Origin of the sequence: Butyrivibrio sp. AC2005 (assembly GCF_000424145.1) — a bacterium.
Taxonomy (GTDB): domain Bacteria; phylum Bacillota; class Clostridia; order Lachnospirales; family Lachnospiraceae; genus Butyrivibrio.
In genome coordinates, this window is sequence record NZ_KE384138.1 from 89,323 (window position 1) to 106,560 (window position 17,238).

General features: G+C 40.8%; 15 protein-coding genes. 3 read left to right on the top strand and 12 right to left on the bottom strand.

What is annotated here, in order from left to right:
* Window positions 1-90 precede the first annotated feature (90 nt).
* Window positions 91-1,383: a glycoside hydrolase family 3 N-terminal domain-containing protein gene (locus G602_RS27745; RefSeq protein ID WP_049945371.1), complete on the bottom strand. Its 1,293-nt coding sequence runs from the start codon at window positions 1,381-1,383 to the stop codon at window positions 91-93.
* A 775-nt stretch (window positions 1,384-2,158) separates the two neighbouring features.
* Window positions 2,159-3,397: a serine hydroxymethyltransferase gene (gene glyA, locus G602_RS0120445; RefSeq protein WP_026660679.1), complete on the bottom strand. Its 1,239-nt coding sequence runs from the start codon at window positions 3,395-3,397 to the stop codon at window positions 2,159-2,161.
* Between the two features lie 170 nt (window positions 3,398-3,567).
* Between glyA and G602_RS0120450 the strand changes: the two genes are divergently transcribed.
* On the top strand, window positions 3,568-4,548 hold the full coding sequence (locus G602_RS0120450) for a diacylglycerol/lipid kinase family protein (RefSeq protein ID WP_026660680.1): 981 nt from the start codon (window positions 3,568-3,570) through the stop codon (window positions 4,546-4,548).
* 129 nt (window positions 4,549-4,677) lie between these two features.
* Window positions 4,678-5,394, top strand: coding sequence for a phosphatase PAP2 family protein (locus G602_RS0120455; protein ID WP_026660681.1), 717 nt, complete (start codon window positions 4,678-4,680; stop codon window positions 5,392-5,394).
* A 77-nt stretch (window positions 5,395-5,471) separates the two neighbouring features.
* On the opposite strand, the gene G602_RS0120460 is transcribed toward G602_RS0120455, so the two are convergent.
* From G602_RS0120460 to holA, 3 genes are all read right to left on the bottom strand, one after another.
* The gene (locus tag G602_RS0120460; RefSeq protein ID WP_026660682.1) at window positions 5,472-6,497 is read right to left on the bottom strand and encodes a glycosyltransferase family 2 protein; all 1,026 of its coding nucleotides are present in this window, start codon (window positions 6,495-6,497) and stop codon (window positions 5,472-5,474) included.
* Window positions 6,498-6,523: 26 nt separating this feature from the next.
* Window positions 6,524-7,267: a DUF1653 domain-containing protein gene (locus G602_RS29415; RefSeq protein ID WP_049945372.1), complete on the bottom strand. Its 744-nt coding sequence runs from the start codon at window positions 7,265-7,267 to the stop codon at window positions 6,524-6,526.
* 67 nt (window positions 7,268-7,334) lie between these two features.
* Window positions 7,335-8,354, bottom strand: a complete 1,020-nt coding sequence (gene holA, locus G602_RS0120470) for a DNA polymerase III subunit delta (RefSeq protein WP_044933032.1) — start codon at window positions 8,352-8,354, stop codon at window positions 7,335-7,337.
* 76 nt (window positions 8,355-8,430) lie between these two features.
* On the opposite strand from holA, the gene G602_RS0120475 reads away from it, so the two are divergent.
* Window positions 8,431-8,835, top strand: a complete 405-nt coding sequence (locus G602_RS0120475) for an amino acid-binding protein (RefSeq protein ID WP_026660684.1) — start codon at window positions 8,431-8,433, stop codon at window positions 8,833-8,835.
* Window positions 8,836-8,929: 94 nt separating this feature from the next.
* Here G602_RS0120475 and G602_RS0120480 read toward each other — a convergent pair whose 3' ends face one another.
* The 7 genes from G602_RS0120480 to G602_RS27760 all read right to left on the bottom strand — a co-directional run bounded on the left by G602_RS0120480 (window position 8,930) and on the right by G602_RS27760 (window position 17,232).
* A complete protein-coding gene (locus tag G602_RS0120480; RefSeq protein ID WP_026660686.1) occupies window positions 8,930-9,220 on the bottom strand; it encodes a hypothetical protein in 291 nt (96 codons plus the stop codon).
* Between the two features lie 147 nt (window positions 9,221-9,367).
* Window positions 9,368-11,578 (bottom strand): DNA internalization-related competence protein ComEC/Rec2, encoded by a 2,211-nt coding sequence (locus G602_RS0120485; protein ID WP_026660687.1) that lies wholly within the window; start codon window positions 11,576-11,578, stop codon window positions 9,368-9,370.
* 35 nt (window positions 11,579-11,613) lie between these two features.
* Window positions 11,614-12,552 carry a GerMN domain-containing protein gene (locus tag G602_RS0120490; protein ID WP_026660688.1) on the bottom strand — a complete coding sequence of 313 codons (939 nt, stop codon included), beginning with the start codon at window positions 12,550-12,552 and terminating at the stop codon, window positions 11,614-11,616.
* Between the two features lie 31 nt (window positions 12,553-12,583).
* The gene (locus tag G602_RS0120495) at window positions 12,584-14,056 is read right to left on the bottom strand and encodes a sensor histidine kinase (protein WP_026660689.1); all 1,473 of its coding nucleotides are present in this window, start codon (window positions 14,054-14,056) and stop codon (window positions 12,584-12,586) included.
* Between the two features lie 15 nt (window positions 14,057-14,071).
* Window positions 14,072-14,752 (bottom strand): response regulator transcription factor, encoded by a 681-nt coding sequence (locus G602_RS0120500; protein WP_026660690.1) that lies wholly within the window; start codon window positions 14,750-14,752, stop codon window positions 14,072-14,074.
* Window positions 14,753-14,771: 19 nt separating this feature from the next.
* Window positions 14,772-15,545, bottom strand: a complete 774-nt coding sequence (locus tag G602_RS29420; RefSeq protein WP_049945373.1) for a helix-hairpin-helix domain-containing protein — start codon at window positions 15,543-15,545, stop codon at window positions 14,772-14,774.
* Between the two features lie 154 nt (window positions 15,546-15,699).
* Window positions 15,700-17,232: a sugar ABC transporter substrate-binding protein gene (locus tag G602_RS27760; protein WP_044933035.1), complete on the bottom strand. Its 1,533-nt coding sequence runs from the start codon at window positions 17,230-17,232 to the stop codon at window positions 15,700-15,702.
* Window positions 17,233-17,238 lie beyond the last annotated feature (6 nt).

Here is a 17,238-nt window from a genome sequence, read left to right on the forward strand (position 1 = left end):
GTGAACGTTCGCCGCAAGGCGTACTTAAAAATAGCCGCCGTATTCAGTTTAATTACTGATACGGCGGCATTTGATTTACCATAAGTTATATTAGTTCTCTCCGGTTATCTCATCAACACGGTTAGCATATTTTACTCTGAAAATTCTCTTAAGTGATTCATTGATTCTATCTTCGCTTATTGTTCCATTCTGTACAGCTGCGAGAACTCCGTTATAGCTCTCCATAAAATCAGCAGGAAGGAAAAGCATATCTGCTCCTGCCTGAATAGCTGCTACAGCTGAATCTGCAGGTGAATATCTGTCAGCAAGATCCGATAATGAATCGGTTATTATTATTCCATCATAACCGAGCTGTCCTCTTAAAACATCCTGAATTACTGTAGAACTCAGGCAAGACGGAGTATCATCTCCCGTGATTCCCATTGAAGGTGCAGTACATACCATGATCATGCTGGCTCCTGCATCTATTCCTGCCCTAAACGGTGCAAGTACATCTTCAAGTCCCTCGACATTATTACCGCTGTTTATAGTCTCCGGAAAATACTGAAGACATGCGGATACTCCAAATGACTGTAATCCTTCAACAGTTTTTGAAACCATCTTAGAAACTGTATCTGAATTTGTTCCGAATGAGTTGCCGCCATCTGCAAGGTTAGCATTAACTCCGAGATTCATATTGAATCCGTAGCTGTTTAAATAATTAGCAACTCTTGAAGCGGTATTATAAGCTTCATCAGCATTACCGGAAGCACCGAGCTCTGAAGGTGATGCGACAGCCTCAAGTGAAAGGGCACTGGCAACTACGCTCTTCTCTCCACCCACTTCAGTAGTGGACATAAACATAGGATATTTGCTCATTGAAGATGTAGAGCTGATCAAATCCTTAACCTGACCCTCATCCTTAATATTCTTGGATACGTAGAACAATCCGCCTACTGCATATGTAGACAGTGCATCCTGAGTTGTGGCACCTGCCTTTATAACAGCGTCAGCCCCTGTGAGCTGTTCCGGAGAAATCATGAAAAGTCCGGCAACCTTATCCTCAATAGGCATCTCTGAAATACAGGTATCCACTATATGATCCAGCATAGCATCTGTACTCATAACCTCGGATTCTGTCACATTCTCATCGGGTGAAGCAACTGCAGCCGGCTCAATATCAACCTCCCTGGCCTCAGCAACAGCCTCTTCCACCTGCGCATTATATGCTTTTACAGCATGTACAATCTTACCAACCGTAAAAAATGCGCCGGATATAACTGATACTCCTAAAACGCCTGTAATGGCATATGCGGTGATCTGTGCTTTAATCCTGCGCTGTCTCCTAAGTTCTCTTCGAGTATTTCTCTCAGAGCCAACATTATTATTCATTTTATCTTCCATACATCCTCCCCATGGAAAATCCCCTAAAAAACTTGTATTCATTATAACATACTAATTACACAAGTTCTACTAAAAAGAGAAGATGAAAACACAATATTTTGTGTTTAAAAAAATAATCAAAAAAGCACAGCTCCGCGAGCTGCGCATCCAAAACACTATACAGACAAAGCATAAGGGCGAGTGTTCTTCATCTACTACACTCGCCCTTACGCATGTTCAAATTGTTCGTTGTCCAATGGACTTACCTCCAATTTCTCAACTCTGCCCTTTCCATTAACCTTTGCACTCGTATGCTGTGACGGCTAGTACGACCGCTAGACCTGCGCCACTATGTCATGTACTTAAGCTCGTTGTGTTGGAAATTCACTATTGTTTGTGGTTTTAACTAAATAGTTCGGCGGACTATACCTTCCTTTCCGAAAAAAGTTAATTACTAAGATTTAGAGTAAAAACTTAAGTTCCCTTTGGACCGTACCTCCATTTCTTTCAGCCTGTTCTGCTGAAGTCTTTGAAAGAAGTTCTCTCTTTCTCTTATCTTTAATCGCATTATACACACGTATTTTTTAATTGTCAATACATTTTTTTAATTTTATTTTTGATATTAGATTATTCCGTGTATAAATATTGGTTATCTGATAAAATGTCTAGAAATGCTGTAATATTCACACAATTCAAAATACCGATTTCTATACTCGAAATAAAGTATAAAAAGTATAAAAAAAGCTGACCTAAATTATAAAAAATTAGAGGTCAGCTCTGTCATTATATAAATTTTTTAAATTAGAGGATATTTTGCAGTTAATTCCTTGATAATTGCTCTTGCTTCGTCGTTATTCTCGCCCTTACCCTTGATGACAATTGAAATTGCTTCTGCGATTTTATCCATGTCATCTTCCTTCATTCCGCGGGTTGTAACAGCAGGAGTACCAAGTCTGATTCCGCTTGTAACAAAAGGTGACTGCTTTTCATTGGGTATTGTATTCTTGTTAGCTGTAATATGCGCATCATCAAGCCATGCTTCAACATCTTTTCCTGTAAGATCAAAGTTGGTAAGATCGATCAGCATAAGGTGATTGTCGGTTCCGCCTGAAACGATCTGAACTCCTCTCTTCATAAGGCCTTCACTTAATGCCTTCGCATTCTTGACGATCTGCTCCTGATAAGTCTTGAACTCAGGACTGAGTGCTTCCTTAAAGCATACTGCCTTGGCAGCAACCACATGCTCAAGAGGACCACCCTGGATTCCCGGGAATACTGCCTTATTGAACTTATATTTATCCTGAGCTTCCTGATTCCAGAGAATAAGACCTCCTCTGGGTCCGCGAAGAGTCTTGTGAGTTGTTGTTGTAACTACATCGGCATAAGGGAACGGACTGGGATGAACGCCTGCAGCAACAAGTCCTGCAATATGAGCGATATCAGCCATAAGTACAGCGCCGCAAAGGTCTGCTGCCTCACGGAACTTAGCGAAATCAATTGTTCTGCAGTATGCAGATGCACCTGCGATTATAAGCTTGGGCTGGTGCTCTTTTGCAAGTCTCTTAACCTCTTCATAATCAATGAAACCATTCTCATCAACACCATAAGCTACTACATTATAGTAAGTACCTGAAATGTTGGCCGGGCTTCCGTGTGAAAGATGTCCACCCTGACTGAGATTCATACCGAGGATGGTATCGCCGGGCTTAAGCAGTGCGAACTGAACAGCAAGATTTGCCTGTGCACCTGAGTGAGGCTGAACATTTGCATAGTCACAATGGAAAAGCTCCTTAGCTCTGTCCCTTGCAATATTCTCAACCTTATCTACAACCTGGCATCCGCCGTAATAGCGCTTTCCGGGAAGACCTTCCGCATACTTATTTGTCAGGGGGCTACCCATAGCAGCCATAACAGCCTTACTAACCCAGTTCTCAGATGCGATCAGCTCAATATGATCGTTCTGGCGCTCCATTTCCTCCACGATAAGGTCAGCGATATCGGGATCAACTTTTTTTACTTCATCCAATGAATACATACCGGCAATTCCTCCACTTCCGTAGTTTGACGTTTTAATGTACTAAAGCATTTGCGAAGTATAATAGCATATAATGATATAGGTGTCAAAAGCTACTTAAGTCCTAATCGATTTGTAATAACATTACTATGTTATAATAATAAAAAAGTTTTGTTGGGAGTCTTTTTAATATGTTTTATTGCATAGTTAACCCTTCAGCCAGATCAGGCCACGGGAAAAATATCTACAATATGTTCGAGGAAAAATGCAAACTTCTTGGCATTCCTTATAAAGTGATCTTTACCAAAGGTCCCGGGCACGCCATGAGCGTTGTAAACCGTCTTACAGATACTTCCGCTTTCGAAAAAAACGATTCTTCAGAACCTATTAATATTATTGTCATGGGTGGCGACGGAACCCTTAATGAAGTTGTTTCGGGAATACAGGATTTCGATAAGGTAAGACTTGGCGTCGTTCCACTCGGTTCAGGTAATGATTTTGTAAGAGACCTGGATTTTCCAAAAAAATCCTCCGAGCTTATTGATCAGATTTTAAAAGGGGAAGTTGTAAGAAAACTAGATGTAGGTAATGTCCACTATGATCATATGACCAAAACTCTCTCAAGGCTCCATGATGAACGCATTGCTGAAGACAGACGCTTTGATGTTAGTGCAGGTATCGGTTTTGATGCCGCTGTTTGTGAAGAAGCTCTTTCCTCAAAGACCAAGAACAAACTAAACAAATTCGGTCTGGGAAAAGCAACCTATGGAGTTATTGCCGTCAAACAGATTCTTCATGCCGATCAGCCTTCCTGCGACATAGAAACCGATGACGGACAGCACATTCACATAGATCATCTTATTTTTGCCGCAGCCATGATCCATCACTATGAGGGTGGCGGCTTTAAGTTTGCCCCTGATGCAGATCTTCAGGACGGTTATTTTGACCTTATAGCAGGCGGGGATATATCCACAAAACAGATTTTCAAAGTACTGCCTATGTCGTTCTTCGGTAAGCACTATGGGCAAGACGGAATCCATCACATAAGAGCACGGGAAATCCGCATAAAGACCTCTATCCCTTTATGGGTACACACAGATGGAGAAGTTCTTTTGAAATCAGATCAGATTACACTGAAATGTCTAAAGAAAAAATTAAATCTTTTATCGTGAAAAACGCACAGAAATTTATAGTTTTTTTATAATTTTTGTACAGTTTTTCATTTGAATATCTTTTTGCCTTGCGATATAGTTAATTATCGATACACAAACACTGTTTAGCGAAATAAGGTGAAAAGTTATATGAAAAAAAGATCATCAAAATGGTTTGACAAGCCTTGGACCAAGGAACGACTTGAAGATACCATCAGATGCCTTATACCGGTAATCATTTATGGTTTTGTTTATCTAACATGGTTTTTCCACTTGGAAGGTACCAAGGAATTGCATTATACGGTTATTCATTCCGCTCTGGATGATAAGATTCCGTTTGTAGAGATCTTTATCATTCCATATTTAGGATGGTTTGCATATTGTGCATTCTTCTTTTTCCTGTTCCTTCTCATGTATGACATGGAGGACTTCTTTAAGAATGCGGCATTTTTCTTTACCGGAATGACACTGTTTCTGATAATCTCGTCTATATGGCCTAATATACAATATTTAAGACCTGTAGTTATGCCGAGAGACAATGTTTTTACACATATGATTGCGCATCTGTATCAGACAGATACTCCCACTAACCTGTGGCCCAGCATCCATGTGTATAACGCAATCGGAACTCATCTTGCAGTTTATAATTCCAAGAGATTCAGTAAGCTGCTCAAGAATTGTTCGCTTGTCTTCTGCATATCAGTAATTCTTTCGACGATGTTTATCAAACAGCACTCCGTAATAGATGTGCTTGGCGGTATCATCTTCGCAGTGGCTACTAACCTTGTTGTATACAAGAGTGAGCTCGTTGTGAATGCTTACCATCGCCATAATGAAAGAATAAAAACCGGAAAGGTATTGCAGTAAGGTATAAAACAAAAAAATAAAGCATGACATCTCGCAAGCGGTGTCATGCTTCTTTTTTTGTTTTGCACTGCAACAGGTTAATTAAAGTTGTATAACTTCTGAGCAATCTTATATCCGGTAAGTGTAATCTTTCTTCCGCCCTTTCCGGGAAGGTATACGAATACGCCCTCTATTCTATAGCGGAGCTTGCAGTAGAGTAAGAAGCTTCTGTTCTTAATATACTTCATAAGCTCTTTACGTTTTTCAAGATTCTCTTTTGTTCCTGATGCTATCATCAGTATTGTGGAGATAGCGGTTATTATCTCAAGATAATTGAACATGTAGTGGTAACGCTTCTTATTGGATCTGATCATGCCGATATTTTCAACGTAATAATCCACCATAAGCTTGTTAACACGAACCTGCTGATCAAGTCTTGATATCATGATCTCCTGATTAACTGACTGATCTGATCTTCCGATGTAATAATAGTAAAAATTCACATCAAGATAATACATGGTCTTAACGAAAGGCAGCGGATTAAATACATATATATTGTCCACATAGAAGGTATGCTCAGGAAGCTTAAGTCCGCAATCACGAAGAAGCTTTGTCCTGAAAATAACGGAATGCATAAGAAGATAATGTCCTATTGTAATCTTCTTTACATCATCCCAGGTAAAGAGTTCCTCTATGGGGAACATTCTGTTATAGCGCATAACCTTATGGCGCTGCTCACCTTCCTTGTTGTATACAAAGTTGCTGATAAGAAGGTCCAGTCTTTCACTTCCACCGGCGAACTCCTCCAGTGTAGTAAGGATTTTCCTGTAAGCAATTTCCTTTACCCAGTCGTCACTGTCAACAACCTTAAAGAAAAGTCCGGTTGCATTCTCCAGTCCTGCGTTAACCGCGGAACCATGTCCGCCGTTCTTTTTGTGTATAGCCTTACAAATAGTAGGATATTTTTCAGCATACGCATCAGCTATTGCTGCTGTGTTATCCTTTGAACCATCATCCACTATAAGAATCTCAACGTCTTCCCCGCCTACCAGGAGTGAATCTATACATTTTTTCATGTAATCCTGGGAATTATAGCAAGGTACTGCTATGCTAAGTAGCTTCATCTTTTTTCATATCTCCTTATTAAATGTCACATTCCACGTCTGGTAACTTCAAACTTCTGCTTTGTCAGAAGGAACTCCCTGAGTTCACTGCATCTGACGTCGGGCTCGTTACCCGGAATCTCGGTGTCCATAGCCATTGCCATGATATCAATCATATCATTTGTAACAACAGGCCTTATCTGGCTTAAAACCTCTATTCTCTCCGCTGTACTGTTTGCATCAAGGAATTTAACCACAAGCGGATTCATGCCAAAGCTCTCGGCCTCCTCTTCAATCGTACGATTCATATAATTATCGTTGATTTCAGGCTTATCCTCATCCTCAAAAAGGCTTTCCTTCTTAGGAGCCTCTTTTTCCTCTTTCTTAAACAATGACTCTGTAACAGACTTCACCTGAGGCTTGATCTCCGGCTTTATTTCAGGCTTTAATACAGATTTGCTCTCTGATTTTATTTCAGCCTTTATCGCATCAAGCTTCTCAGTCGAAAATTTGCGAGGCTGTTCAGAGTGTCTTCTGTCTTCCTCAAGGCTCTTATCCTCGTCAGGAGTAAACAGCTCAAATCTCATTCTCTGATCAGGATTGGGATATCTCTCCCTGTCAACCTCAGACGTAAAATCCTTAAGAGATCTGCAGTATATGGTATAGTCACCGTAGAGTGCCTGATATACAACCTGCTCCTCTCCTGTATCAGCATCTCTTGCGATTGTAATTATCTGATACTTTCCGCCTTTAAAATGTCTGTATAGTTCCTGCGGTTTTGGTCTGTTCAAAGTAGTATCCTCCTAAATCAGATGTAGCGCCGGGTCCTTAAAACCCACAACCGATTATATCATAAATTCACTTCCTGGACGATGCTTTTACTATTATCATCTCAACACTTATTATTCTGTCGAGGCGTCCTGTCTTAACAGCCTCATCGCTCTCAAGGCACATATTAAGTGAATCCTTTAAATCCTTCATCGAATAGCTTCTGGTCCACCCCATTATTTTATCAGCAACAAAAGGCGGTACCCCAAGCTTAGATGCTGCAACGCTTTTGTTCACTCCCAGCTCTGCCATTTCCTTTGCACTAAGAAGCTGGTTAAACTGTCTCATTATAAGAGCAAGTATCTGCTCCGGAGCAGTTTTTAATGCAAGCAGCTCGTAATATATATTCATGGCCTTTGCCTGATTTTTCATAACTATGGCATCCGTCATCTCAAAAATCCTGCTTGTCAGCCAGTTTGCACAGATTTCATCCACATCCTTCTCGGTAACTTCCGTCCTTCCGTAGCAATAGCTTACGAGTTTTTCCATCTCGTGAACCATATTGGACATATCCGTTCCTACACGGTTTATAAAATAGGCAATTGTCCTTGTGGATATTAAAAAGCCTTCATTTTTCATCTTCATCGCAACCCACTTATATAGCTGCTGTTCATCGGGTGTCTCGCAGTTAATATCAAGTCCCAGTTTGCTTACAGCCTTATACATGTCCTTGCGCTTATCAACAGCGGATTCGACAAATAAAAAGGCTGTTGTCTCCGACTGGTGCTTCAGATAGTCTGCCAGTTCCGGACATCCGCTTTTAAAAAATCCGCTATCCTCAATTACTATAACGCGACGCTCGGCAAAAAAAGGAAGAGTTTCCGCCATGTCTATAACCTCAAGAGGATTGATTCCTGCCCCTTCGTAGTGCTGAAGATTCATGGCATCTCCGCTTCCAAGAAGTGCTTTTTTCAGCTTATCCCTGTTCTGTTTTCTTAAATAGGCTTCATCTCCGTATACAAGATATGCGGGTCTGAAATTCCCCGTCTGAATGTCCTGATTTATCTTTTCAGCTTTGACCTTATAGTCTGATGTTTTACTTGCTGCCATATTCTTCCCTTGCCCCATAATCACAATATGTTGTATATTATATCATAATATAGAAAAGTTTATGGGAGGAGTAATAATGTTAAAACAGGTATCTATTTACGCTGAAAATAAAAAGGGCTGTTTTCAGAACATCACCGGTATTCTCAGAAAAAATGACATCAATATCCTCGGATCAGTCACTAATGATTCCGCAGAATATGGAATAATCAGAATGGTGGTTTCAGATCCCGAGAGATGTATAGAAGTTCTCGGTGCAGCCGGTTATATATGCAAAACAACTCATGTTCTCGGAATTGAGTGTCCCGATGCTGTCGGTGCTCTTGATAACATCCTTAAATCTTTATATGAGAGCAACATAAACGTAAATTATATTTATCTGTCATTCAACCGTGAATCCGGTCTTCCCATCATGGTAATGCACACAGATGATGTTTATGCAGTAGAGAATATACTTGTAAACAAAGGCTACAAGTCGATCTAAAAAGACAATTTTTAAAACTTTGATATGTTTTGATAAGAAAAGACGCGGACTCCCCTGTCCGCGTCTTTTAATATATAAGAATTTCATACCCTGCTTATTTTATTTCAGCCCCGTGACTTGCTGCAATAAGCCCAACAGCAAAGGTCAGTGAGATCGCGATCTCTATACCGATAATAAAACGATCAGTCTGAGTTCTCTTCTCTCCCAGAACCTCAGCATCTTCAGGGGTTTCTGTCCCCTCTCCATCTGCTGTATCGGATTCCAGGGCCAACTCATAAGAAGTTGCTGAATTATCAGCTGACGAAGCATATACCATTTTGGTAGAACTCAAAGTCTCGAGCAGAATCACGAATATAAGAATCGTGCCCGCGATTATTTTTTTCATTCCTCACCTCTGTCCTTTTCTTCTCAAGTAACATTATATAGTAAGGGCGCAGAATCGTGTTTACAAGATATGAATGGTTTTATTCATAACTCGTACTTGACAAACGGAATTTTTTTCGAACACACGCTAAGCATCGAGCATCCCGTACTAATCTATGTATGTTTTTACTTTCATCTTTTGATGATCAAAAGATGCAGTAACAGCACCGCTTTGAGCGGTTATGTATGTCTTAGTCCCAGTGTTTTCAAGCCTTTCGAGCACTTCCTTGTGCGGATGGTTATATTTATTATTAATTCCGCAGCTTATCAGGGAAACCCTTGGTTTTAATAAATTTAAAAATTCTTCATCTGTTGTATACCTGCTTCCATGGTGTGCAACCTTTAGCAGCGTCAGATTGCTAAACTCATCCCTGTTTTTCCGAATATAATCTCTTAACAGTTCCTGTCCTTCTCCGTCTACATCCCCTGTAAAAAGAGCCTTAAAATTATCCTTTTTTATATAAAGGACAGTTGAATAAGCATTGGGTTCATCCGTGTACATTTTTTTCACAGGACCCAGGCACCTGATTTCTATTGATGCATTGTTGATACAGTCATCACGTCCTATATACGAAACCTTTATCCCTCGTGACAATGCTTTATTCTCAAGAGCTTTGTAATTCTCACCCTTTGCATCCTCACTGATATCCGGCAAAATCAGATTTTCTATTCTTATACTTCCCACATTCTCTGTATTATCAATAAACTCACCAATTCCACTAATATGATCCTCATCCTCATGGGTTACTATAATTGCATCAAGCTTTCCTATACCTCTGTAGGATAAAAAAGGAATCAATTGGTATTTGGCAAGATTCTTTTTGGATGTACTTCCGCCGTCAATCAGATAATTAGCGGTTTTGGTCTCAATAACAATTCCGTCCCCCTGCCCCACATCAAGCGCCGTAATACGAAGCTGCGGCTTTATTCTGATACATAAAACCGTTAATCCGGTGAAAAGAAGTGCGTACCTTACCCTGTCCAATGCCTTTTTCCTACGTTCCTTATCCTTGCCCTTGCACACGTATGTCACGGCAGTTCTTCCTCCAAGAAAAACAAATATCCCAAGAATAATCTGATAAACCGTGACTTGCCATATTTTGGCATGTCCTGTGTACCAGGTGTTTGAAGGAAGAGAGCTTCCTACATTGCAGCAAAGGAGGAACCATTTAATAATAAAATGGCATCCCTTGCCGGATATAACTCCCAGTGGAATAACAAAGGCTCCCAAGGCAATGCTCAAAATGCCAAGTAGCATCAGCACAGACATAAGTGGCAGTATAAAAATATTAAGTACTATGGAATATACCGGATATGTGTAATAAAAACTCATGTTTATAGGGAGTGTAACCAGCATTATTGAAAGGCTGGCTGAAATAATCTTTAGCTTTCCGCTTTTTATCACTTCCGGCATTACAGGAAGCACATAGCCTATCGCAAGCACTGCTCCAAAGGACATCAAAAAACCGCTATGCTTAATGTATAGCGGATTCGCCAAAAGTATCATTATTCCTGATAATGCCATAGCAGACAACATGTCATAGCTTCTGCCAATAATGTCAGCTCCCAGTTTTACTCCGAACATAACTATTGCTCTAAAGGCAGAGGTACTCATACCACACATACCTCCGTACATATACATAACTGTTGTTGCCACTACCGCCGCAAGAGGTATTCCGGCTCCCAGCTTTCTAAGAAGCTTGTACAGAGTCATTCCTATAATGGAAATGTGCAGTCCCGAAACAGCCATGATATGTATGATTCCGTTTCTCTTGAAATCTTCCTTAATTCCCTCATCAAGGCAATTCCTGTCACCAAGAAGAACCGCTTTCATAACTCCTGCATCGGTCTCAGAGAGCACACTGTCCAGCACATGTTCAAAGTAAATTCTGGCATTATAAAGCTTTTCAGCCAACAGGTCTTCATGACCGCCTATGCCCAATACTTCCACATCTGTAAGACTATATTCAGTTTTCAAAATGCGATAATACTCCCGACTGTCAAACTCGCCGGGATTACGGCTCTCAGAAAAGTTCTTCACATTCCCTCTGACCTTCAGCACACACCCGATAGGTAATTTGTACATCATGTCATCAAGATATATCAAGACTATCCTGCCACTATCCATCCTAAGATAGAGAACAAGCTGCTTTTTTCCTGTAAAAGAGCTCGTTTTCTCCTCTTTGCCGTTTATAATTCCTGTAACTGTAATACTTTCCCGATCCCTGGGAACTGAGTATTCCTCTGCAGGTAGAAATTGCAGAAGAAAAAAGACAGCAATAGCAAAAAAGGCCCCAACAAAACATAATGGTCTTTTCATCTTAGTTATTTCCACGTTGTAATAACTGTGATAACTTACTGTCTGACTATATCAAGGTTCCTTTCAAATACTGTACTAAGAGCTATTTTCTCCATAAAATAGCCCTCGGAGGAACCTCCGACTGATATCTGCACCTTGTTAACATCAGCAGTTTCACAGATAGTGTTAACAAGAGAATACAGCGCTATTTTGGGGTCAACATTCCCCACTCTCGCAAGAATTCCGTTGTCAAAATCCACATAGCATACACCATCTCTGACGGATACGGAATTAATCTTGGCCTGAGAGTTCAATGAAGCACATGCAAGATCAGTATTTGGTCCTGCAAGCAGTTGTTCAATTACCAGCCTCTGCATGAGAATATTACTATTGTATACTACACTTCTGTAGACAGGAATAAGCTCCTGCCCGTCCTCAGATGCAAAATAGAGAACAAGCTCTGCTTTTTCATAAGCATTTATCTCATTACCTGCGTTATATACAAAATCATCGGCAGACATATTACCGACAATATTCCCACTATCATCAAGAAGAGGAGCATTCTCCACGGTAAAGGTTACGTACTCGACACCGTTAATCTGCGTAAGTGTCCTTACCATAGCCGCCCTGTCGAGAATTTCAGTAGTCTTCTCCGTTCCAAGGTAAGTGCTGGCAAAATCAAGCTTGAGGACGCCACCGTTAAGTGAATATGAAAGAAGATTTACCGGACCGTATATAGGAGCTTCGTACTCCAGCTTTTCGGGCATGGTCTTCATCTGTTCAAGAAGCTCTTCTATAACCGCATCTGTATCATTCAGATCAGCCTTTATTTCATAATCCTGAAAGATTATTCCGGTTTCCTTTGTATTAAGATAATACACCTTAACAAGCTTTTCATTATCAACCGCATTTTTCCCTGTGCATCCAACCATACAGAAGGGAATAAGCATCAGACACAATATTAAATTTACTATTCTTTTAAATGTGTTATTCATATACTATGTTATTCCTGAAACTGTACGATCATTACTCCAAAGACTGCATGTAAATCAGAGGAATGCGAACCGTAAAGGTGGTTCCCACATTTTCCTCACTCTTAACCTCTATGGTACCTCTGTGCATAAGTATCGCATTATGAGTTATAGAAAGGCCCAGTCCTGTTCCTCCGATTTCTCTGGATCTTGACTTATCAACCCTGTAGAACCTCTCATATATCCTGTCAATGCTCTCTTCAGGAATACCAATTCCCGAATCGCTTACTTCGCAGGTAAAATACTGATGATCTGCATCGAGCTTTACTTTGACAAAACCGTCGTCTTTATTGTATTTCACTGCATTCTCCACGAGATTCATAAGTGCCAGTGAAAGTTTAACTTCATCAATTTCAGCTGTGATTTCTCTTGTAGTTTCCAGTGTCAGTTCTATGTTACGCTTATCCGCAATGGGCTTCATTCTCTTCATTATGACTTCCATCATTTGAACAACGTCAACAGAAGTGATATTCAGCGGTGTAGCCTTTTTATCCATTCGTACAAGTTCCAGAAGGTCATTTATTATCTTGTTTTCCCTGTCTACCTCAGCAGCAATATCCTCCATGAAATCCCTATACACCTCATTAGGCACATCCTCCTGCATGATTAGTGAATCTGCAAGGACCTTCATTGATGTAATAGGTGTTTTAAGTTCATGTGAGACATTGGAAACAAATTCCTGTCTTGAGGCATCAAGTGCATTCATGCGAACCAGAAGCTGATTAAAGGCATTGATTATGTGTTCCGTTTCATAGTAATCGGAACCTGCAATAGGCTCATTTGTAAAGCCGGCCTTAACATCATTGATGGCAGAGGTGATTCTGTCAAAGGGTTTAAGCAATCTTCCTGACATAAAAATCGCCACGACAAGTATAAGAATTACAGCGATTACCTCTATGGTAACAGCTCTTCTTGTGAGAATATCCATAGTCTGAGCGATATAGTCAGTGGAAACACTGATAAGAAGCACGCCTCTTACAACATCCTGCGTCTCACTCTCAGCGGCAACATCCCCACTCTCATAGGTTCTTGTCTCAATTATAGGCGCTGTCATCTCAATGTATCTGTTATTCCTGTCATATACTATAGAAGAACCCGTAGCACCATTCTTAAGGCAGCCGACTACCTCCTCGGAAATAATCGTCTTGCCCTCACTGATGCCATAGGTATCCTTACGGATATTCAGATCGCTGTCTATAACCATAACACGACCATCATATAGATTGGCCAGAAGATCCAGCTCAGCATTAATAACATCTGAGGTGGTATCCGAAAAATAACTGTAATTGATCAGGTGATTTGCAAGAATCTTCAGCTGTGTGGACACCTCTGACTCTCTTACATTGACTGCACGATCTTCGTAGCTTTCAAGAATCGCAGAATGAATCACGAGGCATGAAATCAGCCCCGTGAAAAAAACAAGTGAAAATATTCTGAATCTAAGACTTTTAAATGGGTTATATATCATCTCAGCAACCTTTAATTACGCTTGAAAATAATAGCCTGAACCCCACTTCGTTCTAACATACCTTGGCTCGCTCGGATTAACCTCGAGCTTCTCCCTGAGTCTTCTTACATGAACGTCAACCGTTCTCTCATCTCCCGGGAAGTCCTCTCCCCAAATAGCATGCAGAAGCTCACTTCTGCTATAGATCTTACCGGGTGTAGCAACCAGAAACTCAAGCACATCGAACTCTCTGCTCGTTATGTTAATCTCTCTGTCGCCCACATAAACTCTTCTATATTCTTCATTTACAGTAAGATCTCCGAATGTAAGAACTCTTGCAGGTTCCTCCGGCTTGCTTGTTCTTCTGATAATAGCCTTAATTCTGGCCTTAACCTCAAGAATATTAAATGGCTTTGTGATGTAGTCGTCAGCACCGTATTCAAGGCCAAGGATCTTATCCATATCATCGCCCTTAGCTGTAAGCATTACAATCGGAACATTTGAAAACTCTCTGATCTGCTGACATACTTCAAATCCATCCATCTTGGGAAGCATAACATCGAGTAGAATGATGTCATAAGAATAGGTACGAGCCATCTCCAAAGCCTCTTCACCATCAAAAGCTGTGTCAACATGCATTCCGTCCTGTTCAAGGCTATAACGAATTCCTTTTACAATTGTCTTCTCATCGTCTACGACTAATACCTTTTTTGCCATCTCTTCTACTCCATTAAATTTATACTGTTATATGATCCTTAATTTTTGAAAAGAACTTATCCTTGATACCGCTTACTTTTTTGATATCTTCGATAGTTCCGAATTTCCCTTTTTCTTCTCTGTAAGAGATTATGTTCTTAGCCCTGCCGGGGCCGATTCCGGGTATTGTGCAAAGCTCTGACTCCGTTGCGGTATTTATGTTAACCTTCCCACCATTTTCGGATGATGAGCTCTCATCTGTGGTACTCATTCCGGTAATGCCTGCTGTATCACTTCCAGGATTCATCTCATCAGATACACCGGCTGTTCCTGCTGTAAGAGTCTCCTCAGTCGTTGGAATCTTAATCTTGACTCCATCCTCAAGGATTAGTGCCTGATTGACAAATTCGCTGTCGGCATCCTGCATAAATCCACCTGCTGCCTTGATAGCATCAACAACCCTGCTGCCGGCAGGAAGTTCATAAACTCCCTCACACAGCACTGCTCCGCACACATGGACCATTATGGTCTCAGGGCGGGTCGGTTCTTCAACCTTAGCTGCTACTGATATTTCGGATGCGGCATTACCGTTATCTGTGATATTTGCACCTGTTGCAGCATCTGTCACAACAGACTCTTCAGATTTTGTTGCATCATCATTACCTTCAGATTTTGAAGAATCAGCATTCTCTGCCGCCTCTTCCTCCATAACAGGGTCAGTCAGTACAATATCCGTACTCTTTTTGGCGCATCCCGTAAGCAATACGCCCATCAGTAATAATGTTATAAATTTTTTCGTAATATGTTTTTGCATGTTTCCTCCAAAAATATGGAGGCCCCACCACGCAATGACTTAAGATCGTCCATCAATCATAATATCGAAAAAAATTGATGAACGCAAGATATCTGTAATATTTTCGTAACAATTCCAAAAAAAGTGTTCGTTTAGATAATTCTTTTGTATATTTTTATTCGCTCTGTCCCTCTGTGATAATAACGGTAGCATCAGGAAGCCTCTCCTCCTCTACAGCTGTACCGTTAATCTGGAGCTTCACGCTCTCAGAGAGAGTTTTTAACGTATCATTAACATCTGCCCCATCCCATATATTTGCAAATGCAATTTCAAGCTGAACCCAGAAATTACTTGTCGCCATAAGCTTAGGCATAGGAACAGAATTACCGTAAACACTGACAAAGGATGCAAGGGAATCATTACCGTAAGGAATTCCCTCATGTGCAATAAGCTTACCACTCATGGTGTAGCATGCATCCGTGTTCTCGCTGCACAGAAACTGTGCAAATTCATTGGCCATATCCTGATGATCAGAAAAACCGTTTATAGCAAGACAATCTGTTACAGACATTGTTCTTGTCTTGTAATTATCGTTAAGAGCAGGCATAGTTGTCACACCATAATTAAAGCTGCAGTTTCCCTCAGCCTTTGCTGCCTCAATTTTGGCAACGGCATCTGAGGTTGCAACTGTAAATACAGTTTTACCATCAATAAAATCCTGTAATACCTTGTCATAATTAACCGCGCTCTCATCAATAGCAAAGAACTGGTTAAGCTGCTGATAGAAGCTCATGCAGTTGATGGTATCCTCATTGTAGACATCTATGGTTCCGATATCATCACCTGACGCTCCGCCGAGATTCATGTAATTACCGACAAAGAAAAAGTTATAAAAAATATCTGTCACATCCCACTGAAATACGGATTCTACTGTATCCGGTGCATTATAGTTATCCGCAAAAAGAAGAATATCCTCGATAGTTGTGGGAAGCATATCGCGAACTCCCTGGTCAACTTCCTCCTGACTTACGGTTACCTCTTCCGGACTCTCAGCCTCTGCTCCGTCTCCGCTCTCATTAGCCTCACCGGAACCATCCCCCTGAGTAATGTCTTCACCGACAATCTCACCTGCATCTGCAGCAGCCTGGGCAGCTTCGCCCTCTGCAGCATCTATTTCTGCCTGTTTGCGTGCTCTTACTTCATCCTCAAGATATGTTCTGTTGTAGAGAAGTGAGCTTGTCTCAAAATAGTATGGATATGCTATTCTCTTACCGTTATAGGTAACTGCATTTCTGGCAGCATCACTAAATCCCAGGGCTTCATCGTCAAGAAACTCCGGGTTCTTTATCTCTCCTGCAAGACCTGCAAGGTATGCCTTTTCAAGTCCGTCATGAGTCATTATGAAAACATCTGGATAATGCTCACCATTTACGGAAGCCTTACCGATTTCCTCAAGATACTCAAGTCCTGATACGCATTCTATCTCCACTCTGGTCTTTTTGTTCTTCTGGTTATATTCAACAACCTTGGCAGTGAGATAGTCTGTAAGTGCATCATCCGTATACCACAATCTTATTGTAGTCTTATCATTTGCACCAAAAATAGGGCGCTCCTCATGAAGTCCCACACCGGATTTAGAATAATAGAAAGCTGCCAAAAGCAGCGCTATAATAAGAACTGCTCCCAGCAGCCTGAATTTTATCTTCATAATAAC

Coding starts and splice junctions, on each gene's coding strand:
- G602_RS0120480 (WP_026660686.1), bottom strand. CDS start 9,220: ATGAAAAAAATAATCGCGGGCACGATTCTTATATTCGTGATTCTGCTC.
- G602_RS29420 (WP_049945373.1), bottom strand. CDS start 15,545: ATGCAAAAACATATTACGAAAAAATTTATAACATTATTACTGATGGGC.
- G602_RS0120490 (WP_026660688.1), bottom strand. CDS start 12,552: ATGAATAACACATTTAAAAGAATAGTAAATTTAATATTGTGTCTGATG.
- holA (WP_044933032.1), bottom strand. CDS start 8,354: ATGGCAGCAAGTAAAACATCAGACTATAAGGTCAAAGCTGAAAAGATA.
- G602_RS0120485 (WP_026660687.1), bottom strand. CDS start 11,578: ATGAAAAGACCATTATGTTTTGTTGGGGCCTTTTTTGCTATTGCTGTC.
- G602_RS0120475 (WP_026660684.1), top strand. CDS start 8,431: ATGTTAAAACAGGTATCTATTTACGCTGAAAATAAAAAGGGCTGTTTT.
- G602_RS0120460 (WP_026660682.1), bottom strand. CDS start 6,497: ATGAAGCTACTTAGCATAGCAGTACCTTGCTATAATTCCCAGGATTAC.
- glyA (WP_026660679.1), bottom strand. CDS start 3,397: ATGTATTCATTGGATGAAGTAAAAAAAGTTGATCCCGATATCGCTGAC.
- G602_RS0120495 (WP_026660689.1), bottom strand. CDS start 14,056: ATGATATATAACCCATTTAAAAGTCTTAGATTCAGAATATTTTCACTT.
- G602_RS0120455 (WP_026660681.1), top strand. CDS start 4,678: ATGAAAAAAAGATCATCAAAATGGTTTGACAAGCCTTGGACCAAGGAA.
- G602_RS27760 (WP_044933035.1), bottom strand. CDS start 17,232: ATGAAGATAAAATTCAGGCTGCTGGGAGCAGTTCTTATTATAGCGCTG.
- G602_RS0120500 (WP_026660690.1), bottom strand. CDS start 14,752: ATGGCAAAAAAGGTATTAGTCGTAGACGATGAGAAGACAATTGTAAAA.
- G602_RS0120450 (WP_026660680.1), top strand. CDS start 3,568: ATGTTTTATTGCATAGTTAACCCTTCAGCCAGATCAGGCCACGGGAAA.
- G602_RS27745 (WP_049945371.1), bottom strand. CDS start 1,383: ATGGAAGATAAAATGAATAATAATGTTGGCTCTGAGAGAAATACTCGA.